A 22,218-nucleotide genomic window follows, 5' to 3' on the forward strand; every position below is an offset into this window, starting at 1 on the left:
CACCCGGGAGGCCGGTCCGTTTGCGCACCCCGGGCGCTGGGCCGCGCACTCACCGCCGCAGCCCAGCCCCACTCCGGTCACCGCACCCCTCGCTCCAACTCCTCCACGTACGCGTTGTAGGCGGCCACCTGCGCCCGCCGCCCCGTGCGCTCCACCGGCCGCAAGGCCTCCCCCCGAGCCCGCATCTCGGCGGAGCTCACCGCACCCCCGTGCCCCCTCTCGTGGGCCAGCGACACCAACAACCCCACCCGCTGAGCGAGCTCCAGCACCCGCACCGCCCTGGGCGGATACCCCGGCGCCAGCACCTCCCGCCCCCGCTCGGCCCGAGCCCGGTACGCCCCGATCGCCGCCTCCGCCACCGGCCCCGACGCGGCCACGTCCAGCCGCGACAACACCTCCGTCGCCTCCCGCAGGGCCTCCGCGAGCTCCCGCTCGGCCTCGCCCAGCGAGGGAACGTCCGCCGGCGGGGCCTCCCGCACCGGCAGCACCTGCCACACCACCTCGACATGCACATCACCCGCGGGCCCGGCCTCGGACACCTCCGGCACCAGGCCCAGCGCGGCGCCGTGGCAGACCACCGCCTCCTCGGCCTCCAACGCCCGGGCGTTGAACTCCGGCGGTCCGCTCAGTCCCAGCGGATGCCCGGGCGCGGGCAGCGCCACCCGCAGTCCCGTCACGCCGAGCGACCGAAGCCGCCCCAGCGCCAGCGTCAGACCGACGGCCGCCGGCTCACCCGGCACCCCCTCGACCCGGTGCACGGCATCGTCACCGACGATCGCCGACACGGCGTCGTCCGGCGAGACAAGTCCGGCCAAAAGACCGTTTCCCCAAGCGGCAAGGCGTCCAGAGCGCGGTTCCGAGAACATGCCCCCAGCCTAAGGACCGGACCACTGGACGGGAGCCGCCGACCGGTGGCGTAGATTTCACCGAGGGCTGCGCCCAAAAGCGCGCACGCGCCAGCCGAGACGCCGACACCGGTCACACTGCAAGGGGAGACAACGCGCTCATGAGCGATGTTCTGGAGCTTCAGGACGTATCCGTGGTCCGCGAGGACCGGGCTCTGGTGGACCAGGTCTCCTGGTCGGTCAAGGAGGGCGAGCGCTGGGTCATCCTCGGCCCCAACGGCGCCGGCAAGACCACGCTCCTGAACCTCGCTTCCAGCTACCTCTACCCCAGCAAGGGCACCGCCACCATCCTCGGCGAGACCCTCGGCAAGCCCGGCACCGACGTCTTCGAACTGCGCCCGCGCATCGGCATGGCAGGCATCGCCATGGCCGACAAGCTCCCCAAGCGCCAGACCGTCCTGGAGACCGTGCTGACGGCGGCGTACGGCATGACCGCCGGCTGGCAGGAGGAGTACGAGGAGATCGACGAGCAGCGTGCCCGCGCCTTCCTCGACCGCCTCGGCATGAGCGACTACCTGGACCGCAAGTTCGGCACCCTCTCCGAGGGCGAGCGCAAGCGCACCCTCATCGCCCGCGCCCTGATGACCGACCCCGAGCTCCTCCTTCTCGACGAGCCCGCCGCCGGCCTCGACCTCGGCGGCCGCGAGGACCTGGTCCGCCGTCTCGGCCGGCTCGCCCGCGACCCGATCGCCCCCTCGATGCTCATGGTCACCCACCACGTCGAGGAGATCGCCCCCGGCTTCACCCACGTCCTCATGATCCGTCAGGGCAGGGTGCTCGCCGCGGGTCCGCTGGAGCTCGAACTCACCTCCCGCAACCTCTCCATGTGCTTCGGCCTCCCCCTCGTCGTCGAGCAGGTCGGCGAGCGCTGGACCGCACAGGGCCTTCCGCTGTCGTGAGCACGTGAAGTCCCCGCAAAAACAAGGGTAAGAAGCCCGTCCCGCTCCATCGCGCCCTGTCCGCGGCGGTACCTCCGGACCTACCATGACCATGTGAACGACATCGACGCATGGGTGTGGTGGCTCGTCGGCGCGGCAGCGCTCGGAATCCCGCTCGTGGTGACCGCGATGCCGGAGTTCGGCATGCTAGCGGCGGGCGCCCTCGCCGCCGCGCTCGCGGCCGGACTCGGCGGTGACGTCGTCGTCCAGGTACTCGTCTTCGCCGTCGTCTCGGTGGCCCTCATCGCCGTCGTACGGCCCATCGCGACCCGGCACCGTTCCCAGCGACCCCAACTCGTCACGGGCATCGATGCGTTGAAGGGCAGACAGGCCGTCGTCCTGGAGCGCGTCGACAGCGGCGGTGGCCGGATCAAGCTCGCCGGCGAAGTCTGGTCCGCCCGTTCTCTCGACACCGGCCGTGCCTTCGAAGTAGGCCAGGAAGTGGACGTCGTGGACATCGAGGGAGCCACGGCGATCGTCATGTGACCTCGCAGGATGCAACTGAACCGAACGCACCACGAGTTACGCGACGGTCTGTCAGACTCGACCAGCAAGATCTTCAACAACCATAAGATCTTCCGAGAACGCCGAGGCAGAGAAGGGCACGGGGAGCACGATGGAACCGGTCATCATCGTCTTGATCATCCTGGTGGTGTTGGTCTTCATCGCCCTCATCAAGACGATCCAGGTCATCCCACAGGCGAGCGCCGCCATCGTGGAGCGCTTCGGCCGCTACACGCGAACGCTCAACGCGGGCCTGAACATCGTCGTCCCGTTCATAGACACCATCCGCAACCGCATCGACCTGCGCGAACAGGTCGTTCCGTTCCCGCCGCAGCCGGTGATCACCCAGGACAACCTCGTCGTCAACATCGACACGGTCATCTATTACCAGGTCACCGACGCCCGGGCCGCGACCTACGAGGTCGCCAGCTACATCCAGGCGATCGAGCAGCTCACCGTCACCACCCTGCGCAACATCATCGGCGGCATGGACCTGGAGCGGACCCTGACCTCCCGCGAGGAGATCAACGCGGCCCTGCGCGGCGTCCTCGACGAGGCCACCGGCAAGTGGGGCATTCGCGTCAACCGCGTGGAACTGAAGGCCATCGAGCCCCCGACCTCCATCCAGGACTCGATGGAGAAGCAGATGCGCGCCGACCGTGACAAGCGCGCCGCGATCCTCACCGCCGAAGGTACGCGCCAGGCCGCGATCCTCACGGCCGAGGGTGAGAAGCAGTCCCAGATCCTGCGCGCCGAGGGTGAGGCCAAGGCGGCCGCCCTGCGCGCGGAAGGCGAAGCCCAGGCGGTCCGCACGGTCTTCGAGGCGATCCACGCCGGCGACCCGGACCAGAAGCTCCTCTCGTACCAGTACCTCCAGATGCTCCCGAAGATCGCCGAGGGCGACGCCAACAAGCTCTGGATCGTCCCCAGCGAAATCGGCGACGCCCTCAAGGGCCTCTCCGGCGCGATGGGCAACTTCGGCAACTTCGGCGGCGGTTCGGGCGGAGGCAACGGCGGCGCGGAACGCCGGGAGACCCCGAAGATCGACTGAATCGACTGACGGGACAGCAAACGAAAGGTTCCCCGCACCCACCCAGGGGCGCGGGGAACTGCGCGACAAGCCACGGAGCACCCGCAGCCGCGACCAAGAGATCCCGGCAGACGGCTAGGCGGCCTCTCGCGCCAACCACTCCGGCAGCGCCGAGAAGTCCTCGTGCCCCAGCGACAGCAACATGGCATCGGCCGGAGTCGGCTCGAACGGCTCCCGCAGCAACGGCATCCCCGCCTCCGCCGGAGTCCGGTTCGCCTTGCGGTGGTTGTCCTCCGCGCAGGAGGCCACCGTGTTCAGCCAGGTGTCCTGACCACCCTGCGACCGCGGCACCACATGGTCCACGGTCGTCGCCCGCCGCCCGCAGTACGCGCACCTGTGCCGGTCACGCACCAGAACACCCCGCCGGGACCAGGGGGCTTGTCTTCGGAAGGGCACCCGCACATACCTGCACAACCTGATCACCCGGGGCGCCGGTATGTCGACCGCGGCTCCGCGCATGCGCAGTTCGGGGTGGGACTGCTCGACGACGGCCTTGTCCTGAAGCACCAGAACGACGGCTCGGTTCAACGTCACCGTCGACAGCGGCTCGAAGCTCGCGTTCAGTACCAGCGTGTCCCGCATGTCAGCCCACCTCCCATGTGCACCGGCCCACCCCTTGGCGGGCTTGGGCTTGGATCAACTCTGGCCGGGCACGCCGAGATGGACAACGCAATAAAAAAGTGCCCGCCTCTGATCAATTCCAAGACCAGAGGCGGGCAAACGCCCGATGAACGTCAGTCTTCGGCGGGCACCTCGTACTCACCGATCAACTGGGCACGCGCGATGGTGTGGAACCGCAGGTTGAAGCCCACGACGGCAGGCGACGCCTCGGCATCCGGCCCGAGCTTCTCCTGGTCCACGGCGTACACGGTGAAGACGTACCGGTGCGGCCCGTCCCCGGCCGGCGGAGCGGCCCCACCGAAGTCCTTCGACCCGTAGTCGTTCCGCGCCTGTGCGGCACCCTCCGGCAGCCCCTCGAACGTGCCGCTGCCCGCACCGACCGGCAGCTCGGTCACCGAGGCCGGGATGTCGAACACGACCCAGTGCCAGAACCCGCTGCCCGTAGGCGCGTCGGGGTCGTAGCAGGTCACGGCGAAGCTCTTGGTCTCCGGCGGGAACCCCTCCCAGCGCAGCTGCGGAGAGGTGTTGCCGGCCGCGTAGACCTGAGCGTCCTTGAGCGTGCCGCCCTCCTGCACGTCCTCGCTCGTCACCGTGAAGGACGGGACAGGCGGATGGAAGTCATGGGGGAGCGGCCGCCGCTTGAGCTCGGTCACCTCGGTACCTCCTGATCGATTACCGGAATCAGCAGTTCCCGAGCCTAGAACCAGTTGCGCTTGCTACCTACCTCGGACAGCCACTGGTTGAGGTAGGCGGCCCAGTCGGTGCTCTGGTAGTCGTGCAGCCCCACCTGGAAGGACCGGAAGGTGTCACTGCCCTCGCTGAACAGCCCCGGCTTCTTGTCCATCTCCAGGATGACGTCCATCGCGTTGCCGTCCGCGACGAAGCTCAACTCGACCTGGTTGAGCCCGCGGTACTGCTGCGGCGGGAAGAACTCGATCTCCTGGTAGAACGGCAGCCGCTGCCGCGTCCCCCGGATGTGGCCGCGCTCCAGGTCCGCGTTCTTGAAGCGGAAGCCCAGCTGCATGAAGGCGTCCAGAATCGCCTTCTGCGCCGGCAGCGGGTGCACGTTGACGGGATCGAGGTCACCGGAGTCCACGGCACGCGCGATCGCCAGCTCGGTCGTGACACCGACGTTCATGCCGCGCAGCGCCTGGCCGTCGATCATCGTGACCGGCGTCTCCCAGGGGATCTCCAGACCGAACGGCACCGCGTGCACCGCGTTCGCCTGCAGCGTGAAGGCACCGCCGAGCGAGACCTTCGTGAACTCGATGTCCTGCTTGTACTCCTGGTCGCCGCTCTCGACCTCGACCTTGGCCTGGAGCCCGACCGACAGCCCCTCGATCTCCTGGTCGACGGACCCACCCTGGATCCGCACCTCGCCCTGGACGACACCACCCGGAACGACGTTGACCTCGGTCAACACCGTCTCCACCGAAGCCCCACCGGCCCCCAGGCTCGCGAGCAGCTTCTTGAACGCCATGTCTCTCCTCTTAGAACGCGCGGATTCCTGATCCCTACAAACGCGATCCGGCCGTGGTCGGTTCCGCGCCATCACCCTGGCAAGCGGACGAACCCTTGACCACCCCTTGGCACACACCCGTCTGGACTACGCTCGTACTCCATGATCACGCCCCCGGACCGTACGCCACTGCCACGAGAGTTCTTCGACCGCCCCGTACTGGAAGTCGCCCCCGACCTCCTCGGCCGCACCCTCGTCCGTACGACCCCGGACGGCCCGATCGCGGTGCGCCTCACGGAGGTAGAGGCGTACGACGGTCCGAACGACCCCGGCTCCCACGCCTATCGCGGCCGCACGGCCCGCAACGACGTGATGTTCGGTCCGCCCGGGCATGTGTACGTCTACTTCACCTACGGCATGTGGTTCTGCATGAACCTGGTGTGCGGTCCGGAAGGCCGGGCGAGCGCCGTTCTGCTCCGCGCGGGCGAGGTCCTCGAAGGCGCCGAGCCGGCCCGCAAACGTCGACTCTCGGCCCGAAATGACAAGGAACTGGCCAAAGGGCCGGCCCGCCTGGCCACCGCCCTTGGTGTGGACCGGGCCCTGGACGGCACGGACGCATGCGACCCGGGCGAGACCCCGCTGAGGATGCTCACCGGCACTCCGGTCCCCTCCGACCAGGTACTCAACGGTCCGCGGACCGGGGTGGCCGGCGAGGGAGGCGCGCACCCCTGGCGCTTCTGGGTCGCCAACGACCCGACAGTGAGCCCCTATCGCGCTCATGCCCCGAGGCGGCGCTCAAGTTGACTCGCTCTTGGAAGGTGCGTAACGTAGCCCGAGCCGCTTGACCCGGTTACGGCGATCGCCAGCAGCCGAGAGCGGCCAAACCACTACCTACGACATCCCCTCAGCGGGGACGATTTCGGCGTGCCCGCACGACCGAATTCGAACTCGCGGAACTCGATTATGAGTTGCCGAGGGAATCGGCTAACGTAGTGAATGTCGAAAGGCCCCGCCGACAGGGAATCAGGCCCGAAAGGATCTGATAGAGTCGGAAACGCAAGACCGAAGGGAAAAGCCCGGAGGAAAGCCCGAGAGGGTGAGTACAAAGGAAGCGTCCGTTCCTTGAGAACTCAACAGCGTGCCAAAAATCAACGCCAGATATGTTGATACCCCGTCTCCAGCATCTGCTGGGACGAGGTTCCTTTGAAATAAACACAGCGAGGACGCTGTGAACGACCGCCTTATTCCGGTGGTTGTTCCGCTCTCGTGTGTGTGCACCCGATTACGGGTAAACATTCACGGAGAGTTTGATCCTGGCTCAGGACGAACGCTGGCGGCGTGCTTAACACATGCAAGTCGAACGATGAACCACTTCGGTGGGGATTAGTGGCGAACGGGTGAGTAACACGTGGGCAATCTGCCCTTCACTCTGGGACAAGCCCTGGAAACGGGGTCTAATACCGGATATCACTGCCACTCGCATGGGTGGTGGTTGAAAGCTCCGGCGGTGAAGGATGAGCCCGCGGCCTATCAGCTTGTTGGTGAGGTAATGGCTCACCAAGGCGACGACGGGTAGCCGGCCTGAGAGGGCGACCGGCCACACTGGGACTGAGACACGGCCCAGACTCCTACGGGAGGCAGCAGTGGGGAATATTGCACAATGGGCGAAAGCCTGATGCAGCGACGCCGCGTGAGGGATGACGGCCTTCGGGTTGTAAACCTCTTTCAGCAGGGAAGAAGCGAAAGTGACGGTACCTGCAGAAGAAGCGCCGGCTAACTACGTGCCAGCAGCCGCGGTAATACGTAGGGCGCAAGCGTTGTCCGGAATTATTGGGCGTAAAGAGCTCGTAGGCGGCTTGTCACGTCGGGTGTGAAAGCCCGGGGCTTAACCCCGGGTCTGCATTCGATACGGGCTAGCTAGAGTGTGGTAGGGGAGATCGGAATTCCTGGTGTAGCGGTGAAATGCGCAGATATCAGGAGGAACACCGGTGGCGAAGGCGGATCTCTGGGCCATTACTGACGCTGAGGAGCGAAAGCGTGGGGAGCGAACAGGATTAGATACCCTGGTAGTCCACGCCGTAAACGGTGGGAACTAGGTGTTGGCGACATTCCACGTCGTCGGTGCCGCAGCTAACGCATTAAGTTCCCCGCCTGGGGAGTACGGCCGCAAGGCTAAAACTCAAAGGAATTGACGGGGGCCCGCACAAGCAGCGGAGCATGTGGCTTAATTCGACGCAACGCGAAGAACCTTACCAAGGCTTGACATACGCCGGAAAGCATCAGAGATGGTGCCCCCCTTGTGGTCGGTGTACAGGTGGTGCATGGCTGTCGTCAGCTCGTGTCGTGAGATGTTGGGTTAAGTCCCGCAACGAGCGCAACCCTTGTCCTGTGTTGCCAGCATGCCCTTCGGGGTGATGGGGACTCACAGGAGACCGCCGGGGTCAACTCGGAGGAAGGTGGGGACGACGTCAAGTCATCATGCCCCTTATGTCTTGGGCTGCACACGTGCTACAATGGCAGGTACAATGAGCTGCGATACCGTGAGGTGGAGCGAATCTCAAAAAGCCTGTCTCAGTTCGGATTGGGGTCTGCAACTCGACCCCATGAAGTCGGAGTTGCTAGTAATCGCAGATCAGCATTGCTGCGGTGAATACGTTCCCGGGCCTTGTACACACCGCCCGTCACGTCACGAAAGTCGGTAACACCCGAAGCCGGTGGCCCAACCCCCTTGTGGGGAGGGAGCTGTCGAAGGTGGGACTGGCGATTGGGACGAAGTCGTAACAAGGTAGCCGTACCGGAAGGTGCGGCTGGATCACCTCCTTTCTAAGGAGCACTTCTTACCGGGTTCGCTCGGTCAGAGGCCAGTACATCGGCGTACGTCCGATGCTGGTTGCTCATGGGTGGAACGTTGATTATTCGGCATTTTCAGTCATCTCGGGCTGCCAGTACTGCTCTTCGGAGCGTGGAAAGCTGATCACGAGTGGCGAAGGTGCCGGGCACGCTGTTGGGTGTCTGAGGGAATGAACCCCCTCGATGCCGGCCCCAGTGAACTCGCCTGTGAGGGCGGGGTGATGGGTGGCTGGTCGTTGTTTGAGAACTGCACAGTGGACGCGAGCATCTGTGGCCAAGTTTTTAAGGGCGCACGGTGGATGCCTTGGCACCAGGAACCGATGAAGGACGTGGGAGGCCACGATAGTCCCCGGGGAGTCGTCAACCAGGCTTTGATCCGGGGGTTTCCGAATGGGGAAACCCGGCAGTCGTCATGGGCTGTCACCCATACCTGAACACATAGGGTATGTGGAGGGAACGCGGGGAAGTGAAACATCTCAGTACCCGCAGGAAGAGAAAACAACCGTGATTCCGGGAGTAGTGGCGAGCGAAACCGGATGAGGCCAAACCGTATGCGTGTGAGACCCGGCAGGGGTTGCGCATTCGGGGTTGTGGGATCTCTCTTTCACGGTCTGCCGGCTGTGAGACGAGTCAGAAACCGTTGATGTAGGCGAAGGACATGCGAAAGGTCCGGCGTAGAGGGTAAGACCCCCGTAGTCGAAACATCAGCGGCTCGTTTGAGAGACACCCAAGTAGCACGGGGCCCGAGAAATCCCGTGTGAATCTGGCGGGACCACCCGCTAAGCCTAAATATTCCCTGGTGACCGATAGCGGATAGTACCGTGAGGGAATGGTGAAAAGTACCGCGGGAGCGGAGTGAAATAGTACCTGAAACCGTGTGCCTACAAGCCGTGGGAGCGTCGGAATGAAAGCTTGCTTTCATTCTCGTGACTGCGTGCCTTTTGAAGAATGAGCCTGCGAGTTTGCGGTGTGTTGCGAGGTTAACCCGGGTGGGGTAGCCGTAGCGAAAGCGAGTCCTAATAGGGCGTTTCAGTAGCACGCTCAAGACCCGAAGCGGAGTGATCTAGCCATGGGCAGGTTGAAGCGGAGGTAAGACTTCGTGGAGGACCGAACCCACCAGGGTTGAAAACCTGGGGGATGACCTGTGGTTAGGGGTGAAAGGCCAATCAAACTCCGTGATAGCTGGTTCTCCCCGAAATGCATTTAGGTGCAGCGTCGTGTGTTTCTTGCCGGAGGTAGAGCACTGGATAGGCGATGGGCCCTACCGGGTTACTGACCTTAGCCAAACTCCGAATGCCGGTAAGTGAGAGCGCGGCAGTGAGACTGTGGGGGATAAGCTCCATGGTCGAGAGGGAAACAGCCCAGAGCATCGACTAAGGCCCCTAAGCGTACGCTAAGTGGGAAAGGATGTGGAGTCGCAGAGACAACCAGGAGGTTGGCTTAGAAGCAGCCACCCTTGAAAGAGTGCGTAATAGCTCACTGGTCTAGTGATTCCGCGCCGACAATGTAGCGGGGCTCAAGCGTACCGCCGAAGTCGTGTCATTGCAGCAATACGCCCAACGGCGGCTGTGATGGGTAGGGGAGCGTCGTGTGCCGGGTGAAGCTGCAGCGGAAGCTAGTGGTGGACGGTTCACGAGTGAGAATGCAGGCATGAGTAGCGATACACACGTGGGAAACGTGTGCGCCGATTGACTAAGGGTTCCTGGGTCAAGCTGATCTGCCCAGGGTAAGTCGGGACCTAAGGCGAGGCCGACAGGCGTAGTCGATGGATAACCGGTTGATATTCCGGTACCCGCTGTGAAGCGTCAAACATCGAACCCATTGATGCTAAGGCCGTGAAGCCGTTCCGGACCCTTCGGGGAAAGGAAAGTGGTGGAGCCGCTGATCCAAGGTGGTAGTAGGTGAGTGATGGGGTGACGCAGGAAGGTAGTCCAGCCCGGGCGGTGGTTGTCCCGGGGTAAGGGTGTAGGCCGTGTGATAGGTAAATCCGTCGCACATGAGGCTGAGACCTGATGCCGAGCCGATTGTGGTGAAGTGGATGATCCTATGCTGTCGAGAAAAGCCTCTAGCGAGTTTCATGGCGGCCCGTACCCTAAACCGACTCAGGTGGTCAGGTAGAGAATACCGAGGCGTTCGGGTGAACTATGGTTAAGGAACTCGGCAAAATGCCCCCGTAACTTCGGGAGAAGGGGGGCCATCACCGGTGATCCGTTTTACACGGTGAGCTGGGGGTGGCCGCAGAGACCAGCGAGAAGCGACTGTTTACTAAAAACACAGGTCCGTGCGAAGCCGTAAGGCGATGTATACGGACTGACGCCTGCCCGGTGCTGGAACGTTAAGGGGACCGGTTAGTCACATTTCGGTGTGGCGAAGCTGAGAACTTAAGCGCCAGTAAACGGCGGTGGTAACTATAACCATCCTAAGGTAGCGAAATTCCTTGTCGGGTAAGTTCCGACCTGCACGAATGGCGTAACGACTTCTCGACTGTCTCAACCATAGGCCCGGTGAAATTGCACTACGAGTAAAGATGCTCGTTTCGCGCAGCAGGACGGAAAGACCCCGGGACCTTTACTACAGTTTGATATTGGTGTTCGGTTCGGCTTGTGTAGGATAGCTGGGAGACTGTGAACTCTGGACGCCAGTTCAGGGGGAGTCGTCGTTGAAATACCAGTCTGGTCGTGCTGGATGTCTAACCTGGGTCCGTGATCCGGATCAGGGACAGTGTCTGATGGGTAGTTTAACTGGGGCGGTTGCCTCCTAAAGAGTAACGGAGGCGCCCAAAGGTTCCCTCAGCCTGGTTGGTAATCAGGTGTTGAGTGTAAGTGCACAAGGGAGCTTGACTGTGAGACCGACGGGTCGAGCAGGGACGAAAGTCGGGACTAGTGATCCGGCGGTGGCTTGTGGAAGCGCCGTCGCTCAACGGATAAAAGGTACCCCGGGGATAACAGGCTGATCTTCCCCAAGAGTCCATATCGACGGGATGGTTTGGCACCTCGATGTCGGCTCGTCGCATCCTGGGGCTGGAGTCGGTCCCAAGGGTTGGGCTGTTCGCCCATTAAAGCGGTACGCGAGCTGGGTTTAGAACGTCGTGAGACAGTTCGGTCCCTATCCGCTGTGCGCGTAGGAGTCTTGAGAAGGGCTGTCCCTAGTACGAGAGGACCGGGACGGACGAACCTCTGGTGTGCCAGTTGTCCTGCCAAGGGCATGGCTGGTTGGCTACGTTCGGGAGGGATAACCGCTGAAAGCATCTAAGCGGGAAGCCTGCTTCGAGATGAGGACTCCCACCCCCTTGAGGGGTTAAGGCTCCCAGTAGACGACTGGGTTGATAGGCCGGATCTGGAAGCCCAGTAATGGGTGGAGGTGACCGGTACTAATAGGCCGAGGGCTTGTCCTCAGTTGCTCGCGTCCACTGTGTTAGTTCTGAGACAACGAACAGTTGTCGGCTAGAGCTTGAACCACACAACAGAAAAGTGTGCTTGTTCGCTCGAAACCATTAGGGTTTCGGTGGTCATAGCGTGAGGGAAACGCCCGGTTACATTCCGAACCCGGAAGCTAAGCCTTACAGCGCCGATGGTACTGCAGGGGGGACCCTGTGGGAGAGTAGGACACCGCCGAACAATATTTGGAGGACCCCTGGTCCCAGCGTTCAGCTGGGACCAGGGGTCCTTTTGTTTTTAGAATGCTTGCAGTACCGAAGACAGGAGTCACCATGTCCACCAACTCTCCCGACGACCGACCGGAGCGCGACCAGCGACGGGACAGTGGTGACCGCGGCGATCGAGGCTCCCGGGGGGACCGCGGCGGCTTCCGCCGCGACAACGACCGGGGTGGGAGCGATCGCGGCGGCAACCGAGGTGGTGGTTACGCACGCCGTGACGACCGCCGGGATGACAACCGCGGTGGTGGGGATCGCGGTGGCTTCCGGCGTGACGATCGTGGCGGTGACAACCGTGGTGGGGATCGTGGGGCTCGTCCTCCGTTCCGTCGCGATGACCGGCCGGCTGGGCCTCGCCGGGACGACCGTGACCGTGGGTTCCGGCGTGACGATGACCGGCCTGCCTTCCGTCGTGACGACCGCGGAGAGCGAGGGGACCGCGGCGGCGAGCGCGTAGAGCGCCGTGACGACCGCGGTGGTTTCCGCCGGGACGACAACCGCGGCGGCAGCTACGCCCCGCGCCGTGACGACCGTCGCGATGATCGCCGTGGCGACGACCGCGGCGACCGCGGTGGTTTCCGCCGGGACGACAACCGCGGTAGCAGCTACGCCCCGCGTCGTGACGACCGTCGCGATGACCGCGGCGACCGTGGTGGCTTCCGCCGGGATGACAACCGCGGTGGTGGTGGGGATCGCGGTGGCTTCCGGCGTGACGATCGTGGCGGTGACAACCGTGGTGGGGATCGTGGGGCTCGTCCTCCGTTCCGTCGCGATGACCGGCCGGCTGGGCCTCGCCGGGACGACCGTGACCGTGGGTTCCGGCGTGACGATGACCGGCCTGCCTTCCGTCGTGACGACCGCGGAGAGCGAGGGGACCGCGGCGGCGAGCGCGTAGAGCGCCGTGACGACCGCGGTGGTTTCCGCCGGGACGACAACCGCGGCGGCAGCTACGCCCCGCGCCGGGACGACAACCGCGGCAGCGGCTACGCCCCGCGCCGTGACGACCGTCGCGATGACCGCCGTGGCGACGACCGCGGCGACCGCGGCGGCTTCCGCCGGGACAACGACCGCCGCAGCGACGACCGTGGTGGCTTCCGGCGTGACGACAACCGCAGTGGTGGTGGCGATCGCGGTGGCTTCCGCCGCGACGACCGTGGTGACAACCGTGGTGGGGATCGTGGTGGCTTCCGCCGCGACGACCGTGGTGACAACCGTGGTGGGGATCGTGGTGGCTTCCGCCGCGACGACCGTGGTGGAAGCGGTGGGCCCCGTAGGGACGACCGTGGTGGACGGCCCGGTGGCTTCCGTGGGCGGGACGACCGGCACGGTGGCGACGACAGGCGTGGCGGTGGCAGCCGTTTCCGCGACGAGCGGGACCGCGATCGTGAGCCGATCAAGCGGCTGCCGATCCCCGAGGACGTCACGGGCGAGGAGATCGACAAGGACGTTCGGCAGGAGCTGCAGAGCCTGCCGAAGGGGCTCGCGGAGGATGTCGCCAAGAACCTGGTGATGGTCGCCCGGCTCATCGACGAGGACCCCGAGGGCGCTTACGGCTACTCCAAGGTGGCCCTGCGGCTGGCGTCGCGTGTCGCCGCCGTACGCGAGGCGGCCGGGTTCGCGGCGTACGCCAACCAGAAGTACAGCGAGGCGCTCGCCGAGTTCCGGGCCGCGCGGCGGATGACCGGGCACGTGGAGCTGTGGCCCGTCATGGCCGACTGCGAGCGGGGGCTCGGGCGGCCGGAGAAGGCGCTGGACATGGCCGGGGCGCCCGAGGTGCACAAGCTCGACAAGGCCGGCCAGGTGGAGATGCGGCTCGTCGCCGCCGGTGCCCGGCGTGACATGGGGCAGCTGGACGCGGCCATCGTGACGCTGCAGAGCCCCGAGCTGGCCTCCAACTCGGTGCAGCCGTGGACCGCGCGACTGCGGTACGCCTATGCCGACGCGCTGCTCGCGGCCGGTCGGGAGGACGAGGCGCGCGAGTGGTTCGCCAAGGCCATCGAGTCCGACAAGGACGGCAGCACGGACGCCTCCGACCGGCTTGCCGAGCTGGACGGGGTCGAGTTCGTGGACGCCTTCGCCGAGGACGAGCTTGAGGATGAGAGCGAGCTTGAGGACGAGGCTGAGACCGAGGACGCGGGTGTTGCTGAGGCCGCTGAAAAGGTCGTAGAGGACGAGGAAGTCGACGAGGGTGACGAGGGCGACCTCAAGGACTGACCTACGCGGTCGATGAGCCATGAGCAAGGGGCGGGATCCCGGGATCCCGCCCCTTTGTGCGTCATACGTCCAGTGCGCGCAGGACCAGGCCCGACGCCGGTTTCGGGCCGAACGACGTCGACTTCCGTGGCATCGTGACGCCCTGGCGGGCGAGGTCGCGGACGACCTCCTCGCGGACCGGGTGCATCAGGACCGCCGTCCCGCCGTCGCGTTCCGCCTTCTCGACCGTGGCGGCCGTGTCGTGGATGTAGGCGATACGGGCGGGGTCGTCCTCGGGGATGTGCCAGACGTGGGCGAGGAGCGTGGCGTGCAGGACCGTGGCGTCCAGGGTGCGCCAGGCGGCGGGGCGGTCCGCGGGGATCGTGCGGGACAGCAGGTCCGGGTCCGGGCGGTCCACCAGGTGGAAGGAGCCGTCGCCGGCGAGGAGGAAGGCGTTGCCCGCGCAGGCCGCGTCGGCGAGGGTGTCCAGGGCCTCGGCCAGGGGCACGTCGAGGCGTCGTACACGGAAGAGGCCGTCGAGGAGCGCCAGGGACCGGGACACCGGGATCTCGTGCAGGAGGCGGTGGATGGCTCGGACGCGGAGGGGGTAGCGGGCCGTGTCGACCAGGAGGACCAGGCCGTGGTCCCAGGGGCTGGGAGAGGGGTGCTCCGCGCGGAGCCGGCGGTAGGTCGCCCAGCGGTGGTGGCCGTCGGCGATGAGGGCCTGGTGCCGGGTCAGGTCCGACTGTATGCGGGCCACTTCGGCAGGGTCGGTGATCGACCACAGGCGGTGGCGGTAGCCGTCCTCGGTGGTGGTGGCGAGGAGCGGTGGCTGCTCGGCCGTGCGTTCGATCGCGGTCGTCGTGACGGACTCCGTGCCGTTGCCGCGGTAGGTGAGGAGCAGGGGCTCCAGGTTCGCGGAGGTGGCGCGCATGAGGGCCGCGCGGTCGGCGACGACGTGCGGCATGACGTCCTCGTGGGGCAGGACCACGCCCTCCGCCGGATCCGACAGGCGCAGGATGCCGATGATTCCGCGCTGGAGCAGGCCGGTGCCGTCCCGTTGTTCGTAGACGTACAGGCCGGGTTCCGCGTCGGCGGCCAGGATGCCCTCGGAGAGCCAGCCGCGCAGGGTGCGGGCCGCCTGTTCGTTGCGTTCGGCGGGTGTCGTCGCCTGCGGGAGGATCAGCCGGACGATGTTGTAAGGGTCGTTGGACTGGAGCTGGTGCAGGCCGTCGGGGCGGACCACGACGTCGTACGGCGGTGATGTCACGGCGGCCAGGCTGCCGACCCGGTCGGGGTCGTAGCGCAGGCCTCGGAACGGGGTGAGTTCCAGGCCTCGGCGCGCTGTTGCTTCCGGGTGACCTGCTGTGTTCATCCCGGCATCGTACGGGTGTCGGTGCCATGGGGGATGATCGGGGGAAAGCCGTCGAACGAGGAGCGATGCGGAATGAGCCAGCGCGCAAGGACGAGGCCCGAGGGCAGTGGGCAGGCTCTGAGCGAGGCGTACGACACCGCGCTGCTCGACCTCGACGGGGTGGTGTACGCGGGCGGGAACGCGATCGCGCACGCCGTCGAGTCGCTCGCCACCGCGCGTGAGGGGGGTATGCACCTCGCCTACGTCACCAACAACGCGCTGCGTACGCCCGATGCCGTGGCCGGACACCTCACCGAGCTGGGCATACCGACGGGGGCCGAGGACGTCATCACCTCCGCTCAGGCGGTGGCGCGGCTGATCAGCGAGCAGGTGCCGGCCGGGGCCCGGGTGCTCGTCATCGGTGGCGAGGGGCTGCGGGTGGCCCTGCGTGAGCGGGGGCTGGAGCCAGTGGAGTCGGCGGACGACGATCCGGCGGCCGTCGTGCAGGGCTTCGGTGGGCCGGACCTGCCCTGGGGGCGGTTCGCCGAGGCGAGTTATGCCGTGGCGCGCGGGGTGCCCTGGTTCGCCTCCAACACCGACCTGACGATTCCGAGCGGGCGGGGGATCGCGCCGGGCAACGGCGCGGCGGTGGAGGTCGTGCGGATCGCGACCGGTGCCGAGCCGCAGGTCGCGGGCAAGCCGTTGCCTCCCATGCACCGGGAGACGATCCTGCGGACCGGCGCCGAGCGGCCGTTGGTGGTCGGGGACCGGCTGGACACAGACATCGAGGGCGCGTTCAACGGCGAGGTGGACTCGCTGCTCGTCCTCACCGGCGTCACCGACGGCCCCCAGCTGCTGGCCGCGCCGCCGCAGCACCGGCCGACCTATGTGGACGCCGATCTGCGGGGCATGCTCACCGGGCAGCCCGAGGTCACCGAGGCGGGAGAGGGCTTCCGGTGCGGGGGCTGGACGGCGAAGGCCGGCCGGGAGCGGCTGGAACTCGACGGTGACGGCGAGGCCCTGGACGGGCTGCGGGCGCTGTGCGCGGCGGCCTGGACGGCGGCCGGGGAGGGTGTGTGCGAGCTGGACGCGGGGAAGGCGCTGGCCAGGCTGGGGCTGTGAGCCACCGGTCCACTGCGAGCCACCGGTCGGGTGGGCGCCCCGGTGGCTTCGGCCCTCGGGATCGTGACCCGTTGGCAGGGTAGGCTAACCTAACTGCGTGTTGGTCGACAGTCCTCCCGAACAGCGCGCGGAGACCGCCCCCGCGCCTCCAACCCGCCGGGCGATACGAGTCCTTGGGCTCCTGGTGTCCGTCGTGATCCTGGTGCTCGTCGCGGTGGCGAGCATCGCGGTCGGGGCGAAAGGGCTGTCCGTCGAGCAGGTCTGGCACGGACTGTTCCAGGACACGGGGACCTACGGCGACGTCGTGGTGGCCGACCGGCTCTCGCGGACCCTCCTCGGGCTGCTCGCGGGTGCCGCGCTCGGCCTGTCCGGGGCGGTGCTCCAGGCGCTCACCCGCAATCCGCTGGCCGACCCCGGGCTGCTCGGCATCAACGCGGGCGCGTCCGCCGCGGTCGTCACCGCGATCACCTTCTTCGGCGTCACCTCGCTCAGCGGCTATGTGTGGTTCGCCTTTCTCGGCGCGGCCGCGGTCGGCGCCCTGGTCTGGTTCCTGGGCGGCAGCCGGGGTGCGACCCCGGTGCGGCTCGCGCTGGCCGGTACGGCGATCAGCGCGGCGCTGTACGGCTATCTCCAGGCCGTGATGATCAGCGACGACCAGGCGCTCAACAAGATGCGCTTCTGGACGGTCGGTTCGCTGTCCTCGGCGAACAACTCGACCATCCTCCAGGTGCTGCCGTTCCTCGCGACCGGCTCGCTCCTCGCCCTCGCGCTCGCCCGGCCGCTCAACGCGATGGAGATGGGCGACGACACCGCCAAGGCCCTCGGCGCCCACCTCAACCGCACCCGGGCGCTGGCCATGCTCTCCGCGACCGTGCTGTGCGGGGCCGCGACCGCCGCGTGCGGACCGATCGTGTTCGTCGGCCTGATGGTGCCGCACGTCGTGCGCTCCTTCACCGGCCCCGATCTGCGCTGGATCCTGCCGTACGCGGCCATCCTGTCGCCCGTGCTGCTGCTGGGCTCCGACGTCATCGGACGGATCGTGGCCCGGCCCGCGGAGGTTCAGGTCGGCATCGTCACCGCACTCATGGGCGGGCCGGTCTTCATCTTTCTCGTACGACGGCGGAGGACGGCGCAGCTGTGAGGACCAACCGTGCCATCAGGACGCCCGGGGGGCTCTCCGTCCGGCTGGACGTGCGGGCCACCGTCGTCGTCGCCCTGATCCTGCTCGCCGCGCTCACCGCGAGCGTGGTGCTGATCGGTACCGGCGACTTCCCGATCCCCGCGGGGGACGTGCTGAAGACGCTCTTCGGGCATGGCAACGCCGGGCAGGAGTTCGTCGTCAACGAGCTGCGGCTGCCGCGGGTCCTCGTAGGGCTCCTGGTGGGTGCCTCGCTCGGGCTCGGGGGTGCGCTGTTCCAGGCCGTCTCCCGCAACCCTCTGGGCAGTCCGGACGTGCTCGGCCTCAGTCAGGGGGCCACGGCCGGGGCGCTCACGATGATCGTGCTGTTCTCCGGGAGCGCGACCCAGATCACCCTGGGCGCGCTGGTGGGCGGGCTCGTTACCGGGCTCGCCATCTATCTGCTCGCCTGGAAGCAGGGCGTGCACGGATACCGGCTGGTCCTGGTCGGCATCGGTGTCTCCGCGATCGTCACGGCGGTCAACGGCTATCTGCTGACCAGGTCCACGCTCACCGAGGCGGCCCAGGCCGTCGTCTGGATGACCGGCTCGCTCAGCGGCCGGGACTGGACGCAGGTCTGGCCGCTGCTGTGGCTGTGCGCCGTCCTCGTCCCGCTCGTCCTCGCGGGCGGCCGCGGCCTCCGGATGATGGAGATGGGCGACGACGTCTCGGGTGCGCTCGGGGTCCGCGTCGAGCGCGTACGGCTGCTGCTCCTGGTCGCCGCCGTCCTGCTCACCGCCGCCGCCACCGCGGCCGCAGGACCGGTCAGCTTCGTCGCGCTCACCGCGCCGCAGCTGGCCCGCCGCCTCACCCGCTCGCCCGGCCCCAACCTGCTGCCGTCCCTGTGCATGGGCGCCACCCTCCTGGTCACCGCCGACTGGGTTTCGCAGAAGGTCTTCGGCGCGGACCAGCTGCCCGTCGGCGTGGTCACCGGAGTCCTCGGCGGCGGCTACCTGCTGTGGCTCCTGGTCACCGAGCGCAGGGCGGGCCGGATATGAGCGCCGAGACCACCCTCACCAGCGGACTGAACAACCCGAGGAGCACCGTGAACCGCCTGTCCGCCGACACCGTCACCCTGGCCTACGACCAGCGGGTCATCGCCGAGCAGTTGTCGGTGGAGATACCCGACCAGTCCTTCACGGTGATCGTCGGCCCCAACGCGTGCGGCAAGTCCACGCTTCTGCGGGCCCTCTCGCGGATGCTCAAGCCCAGCCAGGGCAAGGTGCTGCTTGACGGGCAGGTCATCCAGTCGATGCCGGCGAAGAAGGTCGCCCGCACCCTCGGCCTGCTGCCGCAGTCGTCGATCGCGCCCGACGGGATCACCGTCGCCGACCTGGTCGGCCGGGGCCGCTACCCCCACCAGGGCATCCTGCGCCAGTGGTCCACCGAGGACGAGCGGGTCGTCCAGGAGTCCATGCGGCAGACCGGGGTCGCGGAACTCGCCGAGCGGTACGTCGACGAGCTGTCCGGCGGTCAGCGGCAGCGGGTGTGGATCGCGATGGCGCTCGCCCAGCAGACGCCGCTGCTGCTCCTGGACGAGCCGACGACCTACCTCGACATCCAGCACCAGATCGACGTCCTGGACCTGTGTGCCGAACTGCACGAGGAGCAGGGCCGCACCCTGGTCGCCGTCCTGCACGACCTCAACCACGCGGCCCGGTACGCCACGCATCTCATCGCGCTGAAGAGCGGGCAGATCATCGCCGAGGGCGCCCCGAACGACATCGTCACGGCCGAGCTGGTCGAGGAGGTCTTCGGGCTGCGCTGTCAGGTGATCGACGACCCGGAGACGGGAACCCCGCTGGTGGTGCCGGCCGCGCGCAAGGCACGCGCGCGCGTGGTCGCTACAGAAGCTTCCTGAGCTGGAACAGGTCGCGCAGGCCCGCCTCCAGCTTCACCCGGCCCGAACCCCAGGCCTTGGCGAAGTTCAGCTCGCCGTTCACCAGCGCCACCAGGTCGTCGCCCGCCATGGTCAGTCTGATCTGGGCCTTCTCCTTGGGAGGGCCCTGGATGGTGTCCCGCACCACGATCCGGCCGCCCGTCATGCGGCCGACGAAGGTGACGTCGAGATCGGTGATACGGCAGCTCACCGAGCGGTCCATGGCCGCCGCCGTGGCGACGTCCCCCTCGGCGTTGCGCATGTTGTCGGAGAGCTTCTCGAGTGCGGCACGGCACTCCTCGATCGTGGCCATCGCGATCGACGGTACCCCAGCGGTTCGAGGTAGCGTCTGGGCATGAGCGACGCTGTTCCAGAGCCTTCACAAGAGGTCGCGGTCGACCCCGAGCACGACCCCGCTGCCCCCGCGCCGCTGAAGGTGCCCCGCACCCCCACCGGCGACGCCGAGGTCGACGCCCGCCTTGAGCGGCTCGGCGACGCCGACCACCTCGCCACGGACGGGCACATGGAGGTGTACGAGGATGTACACCGGGGGCTGCGCGACGCGCTCACCGCGCTCGACGCCCGCCCGGGACCTCCGGCGCCCTCACCCTCGTACGACCAGAGGGCGCCCTCACTCTCGTATGGCACTAGGAGCTGAACCGAACGTGGCAGGAGTCGCACGCCGTCGGCTGGACGCGGAGCTGGTCCGGCGGAAGCTCGCGCGCTCGCGTGAGCACGCCAGCCAGCTGATCGCGGCAGGCCGGGTCACCGTCGGCAAGACCGTCGCGACCAAGCCCGCCACCCAGGTGGAGACGGCCGCCGCGATCGTGGTGCAGAGCGACGACGGCGATCCCGACTACGTGTCCCGGGGCGGGCACAAGCTCGCGGGTGCCCTTCAGGCGTTCGTGCCGCAGGGACTGGCCGTCGAGGGGCGGCGGGCGCTGGACGCCGGCGCCTCCACCGGCGGCTTCACCGATGTGCTGCTGCGGGCGGGGGTCGCGCACGTGGTCGCCGTCGACGTCGGTTACGGACAACTCGCGTGGTCTCTTCAGAGCGATGAACGCGTCACCGTCAAGGACCGTACGAACGTACGCGAGTTGACGCTCGAAGCGATCGATGGGGAACCAGTGGATCTTGTCGTGGGGGACCTGTCCTTCATCCCGCTCGGACTGGTACTGCCCGCCCTGGTGCGGTGCGTGAAGCCGGACGCCGATCTGGTGATGATGGTGAAGCCGCAGTTCGAGGTGGGGAAGGAACGGCTGGGCAGCGGGGGAGTCGTACGGAGCACGCAGCTGCGGGCGGAGGCCGTGCGCGGAGTGGCCGAGAAGGCGGGGGAACTCGGGCTCGGAGTGAAGGGTGTCACGGCCAGTCCGTTGCCCGGACCCTCGGGCAATGTCGAATACTTTCTGTGGCTGCGTGCCGGGGCCCCCGCCCTGGACCCGGCCGATGTCGACCGTGCAGTGGCGGAGGGGCCGCGTTGAGCCAGAACCGAGCTCGTACTGTTTTCCTGCTCGCCCACACCGGGCGGCCCGCGGCCATTCGCAGTGCCGAGCTGGTGGTGAAGGGGCTGATGCGCTCCGGGATCGGCGTGCGCGTCCTGGAGTACGAGGCCGCCGACCTGCCGCTGCCGCCCGAGGTGGAACTGGTCAAGGAGGCTACTCCGCAGTGTCTCGAAGGGTGCGAGCTGCTCATCGTGCTCGGCGGTGACGGGACGCTGCTGCGCGGCGCCGAGTTCGCCCGCGCGTCCGGGGTGCCGATGCTCGGCGTCAACCTCGGCAGTGTCGGATTCCTCGCGGAGGCCGAGCGGGACGATCTCGACAAGGTTGTCGACCGGGTGGTGACCAAGGCGTACGAGGTCGAGGAGCGGATGACCGTCGATGTCGTCGTTCACCGGAACGGGGACATCGTCCACACGGACTGGGCTCTGAACGAGGCCGCCGTGCAGAAGGCGGGTGCCGAGAAGCTCCTCGAGGTCGTGCTGGAGATCGACGGGCGGCCGGTGACGGGCTTCGGGTGTGACGGGATCGTGCTGTCCACGCCCACCGGGTCCACGGCGTACGCGTTCTCGGCGGGCGGACCTGTGGTCTGGCCCGAGGTGGAGGCGCTGCTGATGGTGCCGATCTCCGCGCACGCGCTGTTCGCGAAGCCGTTGGTTACTTCGCCGAACTCTGTGCTGGCCGTGGAGTTGTTGCCGCACATTCCGCCGGGGGTGTTGTGGTGTGACGGGCGGCGGACGTTCGAGTTGCCGCCCGGGGCTCGGGTGGAGGTGCGGCGGGGGGCTGTGCCGGTGCGGCTGGCTCGGCTGCATCACGCTTCGTTCACGGATCGGCTTGTGGCGAAGTTCGCGTTGCCGGTTTCCGGGTGGCGGGGGGCGCCTCACTAGCCAACCGTGGGGGGTGGTTGCGGAGCGTGGGCGGCTGCGAGCCGGTGGGGCTTCTCGCGCCCACGCGGCGGAGCCGCACATCGATACA

18 protein-coding genes, 3 rRNA genes and 1 pseudogene are annotated in these 22,218 nt (G+C 67.1%); 16 read left to right on the plus strand and 6 right to left on the minus strand.

Translation table 11 applies throughout. From position 1 onward, the window contains the following. Positions 1-77 precede the first annotated feature (77 nt). Positions 78-866 carry a hypothetical protein gene (locus tag RKD20_RS34435; RefSeq protein WP_424881121.1) on the minus strand — a complete coding sequence of 263 codons (789 nt, stop codon included), beginning with the start codon at positions 864-866 and terminating at the stop codon, positions 78-80. 140 nt (positions 867-1,006) lie between these two features. On the opposite strand from RKD20_RS34435, the gene RKD20_RS34440 reads away from it, so the two are divergent. From RKD20_RS34440 to RKD20_RS34450, 3 genes are all read left to right on the plus strand, one after another. Beyond that, complete coding sequence (locus tag RKD20_RS34440) at positions 1,007-1,804, plus strand: ABC transporter ATP-binding protein (RefSeq protein WP_356020700.1); 798 nt, start codon at positions 1,007-1,009, stop codon at positions 1,802-1,804. 93 nt (positions 1,805-1,897) lie between these two features. Beyond that, positions 1,898-2,329, plus strand: a complete 432-nt coding sequence (locus RKD20_RS34445; RefSeq protein ID WP_424881122.1) for an NfeD family protein — start codon at positions 1,898-1,900, stop codon at positions 2,327-2,329. A gap of 130 nt (positions 2,330-2,459) precedes the next feature. After that, positions 2,460-3,398 carry an SPFH domain-containing protein gene (locus RKD20_RS34450; RefSeq protein ID WP_020121312.1) on the plus strand — a complete coding sequence of 313 codons (939 nt, stop codon included), beginning with the start codon at positions 2,460-2,462 and terminating at the stop codon, positions 3,396-3,398. 114 nt (positions 3,399-3,512) lie between these two features. On the opposite strand, the gene RKD20_RS34455 is transcribed toward RKD20_RS34450, so the two are convergent. The 3 genes from RKD20_RS34455 to RKD20_RS34465 form a co-directional block, all read right to left on the minus strand. Continuing rightward, the gene (locus RKD20_RS34455) at positions 3,513-4,019 is read right to left on the minus strand and encodes an HNH endonuclease (RefSeq protein ID WP_020121311.1); all 507 of its coding nucleotides are present in this window, start codon (positions 4,017-4,019) and stop codon (positions 3,513-3,515) included. Between the two features lie 152 nt (positions 4,020-4,171). Beyond that, the gene (locus RKD20_RS34460) at positions 4,172-4,711 is read right to left on the minus strand and encodes a YbhB/YbcL family Raf kinase inhibitor-like protein (RefSeq protein ID WP_424881123.1); all 540 of its coding nucleotides are present in this window, start codon (positions 4,709-4,711) and stop codon (positions 4,172-4,174) included. Positions 4,712-4,755: 44 nt separating this feature from the next. Further along, complete coding sequence (locus RKD20_RS34465) at positions 4,756-5,538, minus strand: sporulation protein (protein ID WP_020121309.1); 783 nt, start codon at positions 5,536-5,538, stop codon at positions 4,756-4,758. Positions 5,539-5,679: 141 nt separating this feature from the next. On the opposite strand from RKD20_RS34465, the gene RKD20_RS34470 reads away from it, so the two are divergent. The 6 genes and pseudogenes from RKD20_RS34470 to RKD20_RS34495 all read left to right on the plus strand — a co-directional run bounded on the left by RKD20_RS34470 (position 5,680) and on the right by RKD20_RS34495 (position 14,236). Beyond that, positions 5,680-6,321, plus strand: coding sequence for a DNA-3-methyladenine glycosylase (locus RKD20_RS34470; protein WP_424881124.1), 642 nt, complete (start codon positions 5,680-5,682; stop codon positions 6,319-6,321). 491 nt (positions 6,322-6,812) lie between these two features. Next, a 16S ribosomal RNA gene (locus RKD20_RS34475) occupies positions 6,813-8,340 on the plus strand. Between the two features lie 299 nt (positions 8,341-8,639). Continuing rightward, positions 8,640-11,761 (plus strand): 23S ribosomal RNA (locus RKD20_RS34480). 106 nt (positions 11,762-11,867) lie between these two features. Next, positions 11,868-11,984: ribosomal RNA gene (gene rrf / locus RKD20_RS34485) — 5S ribosomal RNA — on the plus strand. Together the 16S, 23S and 5S rRNA genes form the textbook arrangement of a ribosomal RNA operon. Before the next feature lie 143 nt (positions 11,985-12,127). Continuing rightward, positions 12,128-13,306, plus strand: a pseudogene (locus RKD20_RS34490) (hypothetical protein); the annotation flags it as partial. A 117-nt stretch (positions 13,307-13,423) separates the two neighbouring features. Further along, positions 13,424-14,236, plus strand: coding sequence for a tetratricopeptide repeat protein (locus tag RKD20_RS34495; protein ID WP_424883384.1), 813 nt, complete (start codon positions 13,424-13,426; stop codon positions 14,234-14,236). Between the two features lie 61 nt (positions 14,237-14,297). Here the strand turns inward: RKD20_RS34495 and RKD20_RS34500 are convergent, their stop codons facing one another. Further along, positions 14,298-15,590, minus strand: coding sequence for a DUF1015 domain-containing protein (locus tag RKD20_RS34500; protein ID WP_424881125.1), 1,293 nt, complete (start codon positions 15,588-15,590; stop codon positions 14,298-14,300). Between the two features lie 72 nt (positions 15,591-15,662). Between RKD20_RS34500 and RKD20_RS34505 the strand changes: the two genes are divergently transcribed. The 4 genes from RKD20_RS34505 to RKD20_RS34520 all read left to right on the plus strand — a co-directional run bounded on the left by RKD20_RS34505 (position 15,663) and on the right by RKD20_RS34520 (position 19,729). After that, positions 15,663-16,691: an HAD hydrolase-like protein gene (locus RKD20_RS34505; protein ID WP_424881126.1), complete on the plus strand. Its 1,029-nt coding sequence runs from the start codon at positions 15,663-15,665 to the stop codon at positions 16,689-16,691. 97 nt (positions 16,692-16,788) lie between these two features. Further along, positions 16,789-17,832, plus strand: coding sequence for a FecCD family ABC transporter permease (locus tag RKD20_RS34510; RefSeq protein ID WP_424881127.1), 1,044 nt, complete (start codon positions 16,789-16,791; stop codon positions 17,830-17,832). After that, positions 17,829-18,866, plus strand: coding sequence for a FecCD family ABC transporter permease (locus RKD20_RS34515; RefSeq protein ID WP_424881128.1), 1,038 nt, complete (start codon positions 17,829-17,831; stop codon positions 18,864-18,866). Before RKD20_RS34510 ends, RKD20_RS34515 begins: the two co-directional genes overlap by 4 nt. After that, positions 18,863-19,729 (plus strand): ABC transporter ATP-binding protein, encoded by an 867-nt coding sequence (locus RKD20_RS34520; RefSeq protein ID WP_424881129.1) that lies wholly within the window; start codon positions 18,863-18,865, stop codon positions 19,727-19,729. Before RKD20_RS34515 ends, RKD20_RS34520 begins: the two co-directional genes overlap by 4 nt. Here the strand turns inward: RKD20_RS34520 and RKD20_RS34525 are convergent. Next, positions 19,713-20,060: an SCP2 sterol-binding domain-containing protein gene (locus RKD20_RS34525; RefSeq protein ID WP_424881130.1), complete on the minus strand. Its 348-nt coding sequence runs from the start codon at positions 20,058-20,060 to the stop codon at positions 19,713-19,715. The genes RKD20_RS34520 and RKD20_RS34525 overlap by 17 nt on opposite strands. A gap of 42 nt (positions 20,061-20,102) precedes the next feature. Between RKD20_RS34525 and RKD20_RS34530 the strand changes: the two genes are divergently transcribed. Genes RKD20_RS34530 through RKD20_RS34540 form a run of 3 tightly spaced genes read left to right on the plus strand, consistent with a single transcriptional unit; the run spans position 20,103 to position 22,130 of the window. Beyond that, the gene (locus RKD20_RS34530) at positions 20,103-20,405 is read left to right on the plus strand and encodes a hypothetical protein (protein WP_424881131.1); all 303 of its coding nucleotides are present in this window, start codon (positions 20,103-20,105) and stop codon (positions 20,403-20,405) included. A 7-nt stretch (positions 20,406-20,412) separates the two neighbouring features. Then, positions 20,413-21,228 (plus strand): TlyA family RNA methyltransferase, encoded by an 816-nt coding sequence (locus RKD20_RS34535; protein ID WP_424881132.1) that lies wholly within the window; start codon positions 20,413-20,415, stop codon positions 21,226-21,228. Continuing rightward, positions 21,225-22,130, plus strand: a complete 906-nt coding sequence (locus RKD20_RS34540) for an NAD kinase (RefSeq protein WP_020117900.1) — start codon at positions 21,225-21,227, stop codon at positions 22,128-22,130. Before RKD20_RS34535 ends, RKD20_RS34540 begins: the two co-directional genes overlap by 4 nt. The last annotated feature ends 88 nt before the right edge of the window (positions 22,131-22,218 follow it).

The sequence above is a fragment of the Streptomyces sp. SLBN-8D4 genome (assembly GCF_049739545.1).
Taxonomy (GTDB): Bacteria; Actinomycetota; Actinomycetes; order Streptomycetales; family Streptomycetaceae; genus Streptomyces; species Streptomyces canus_C.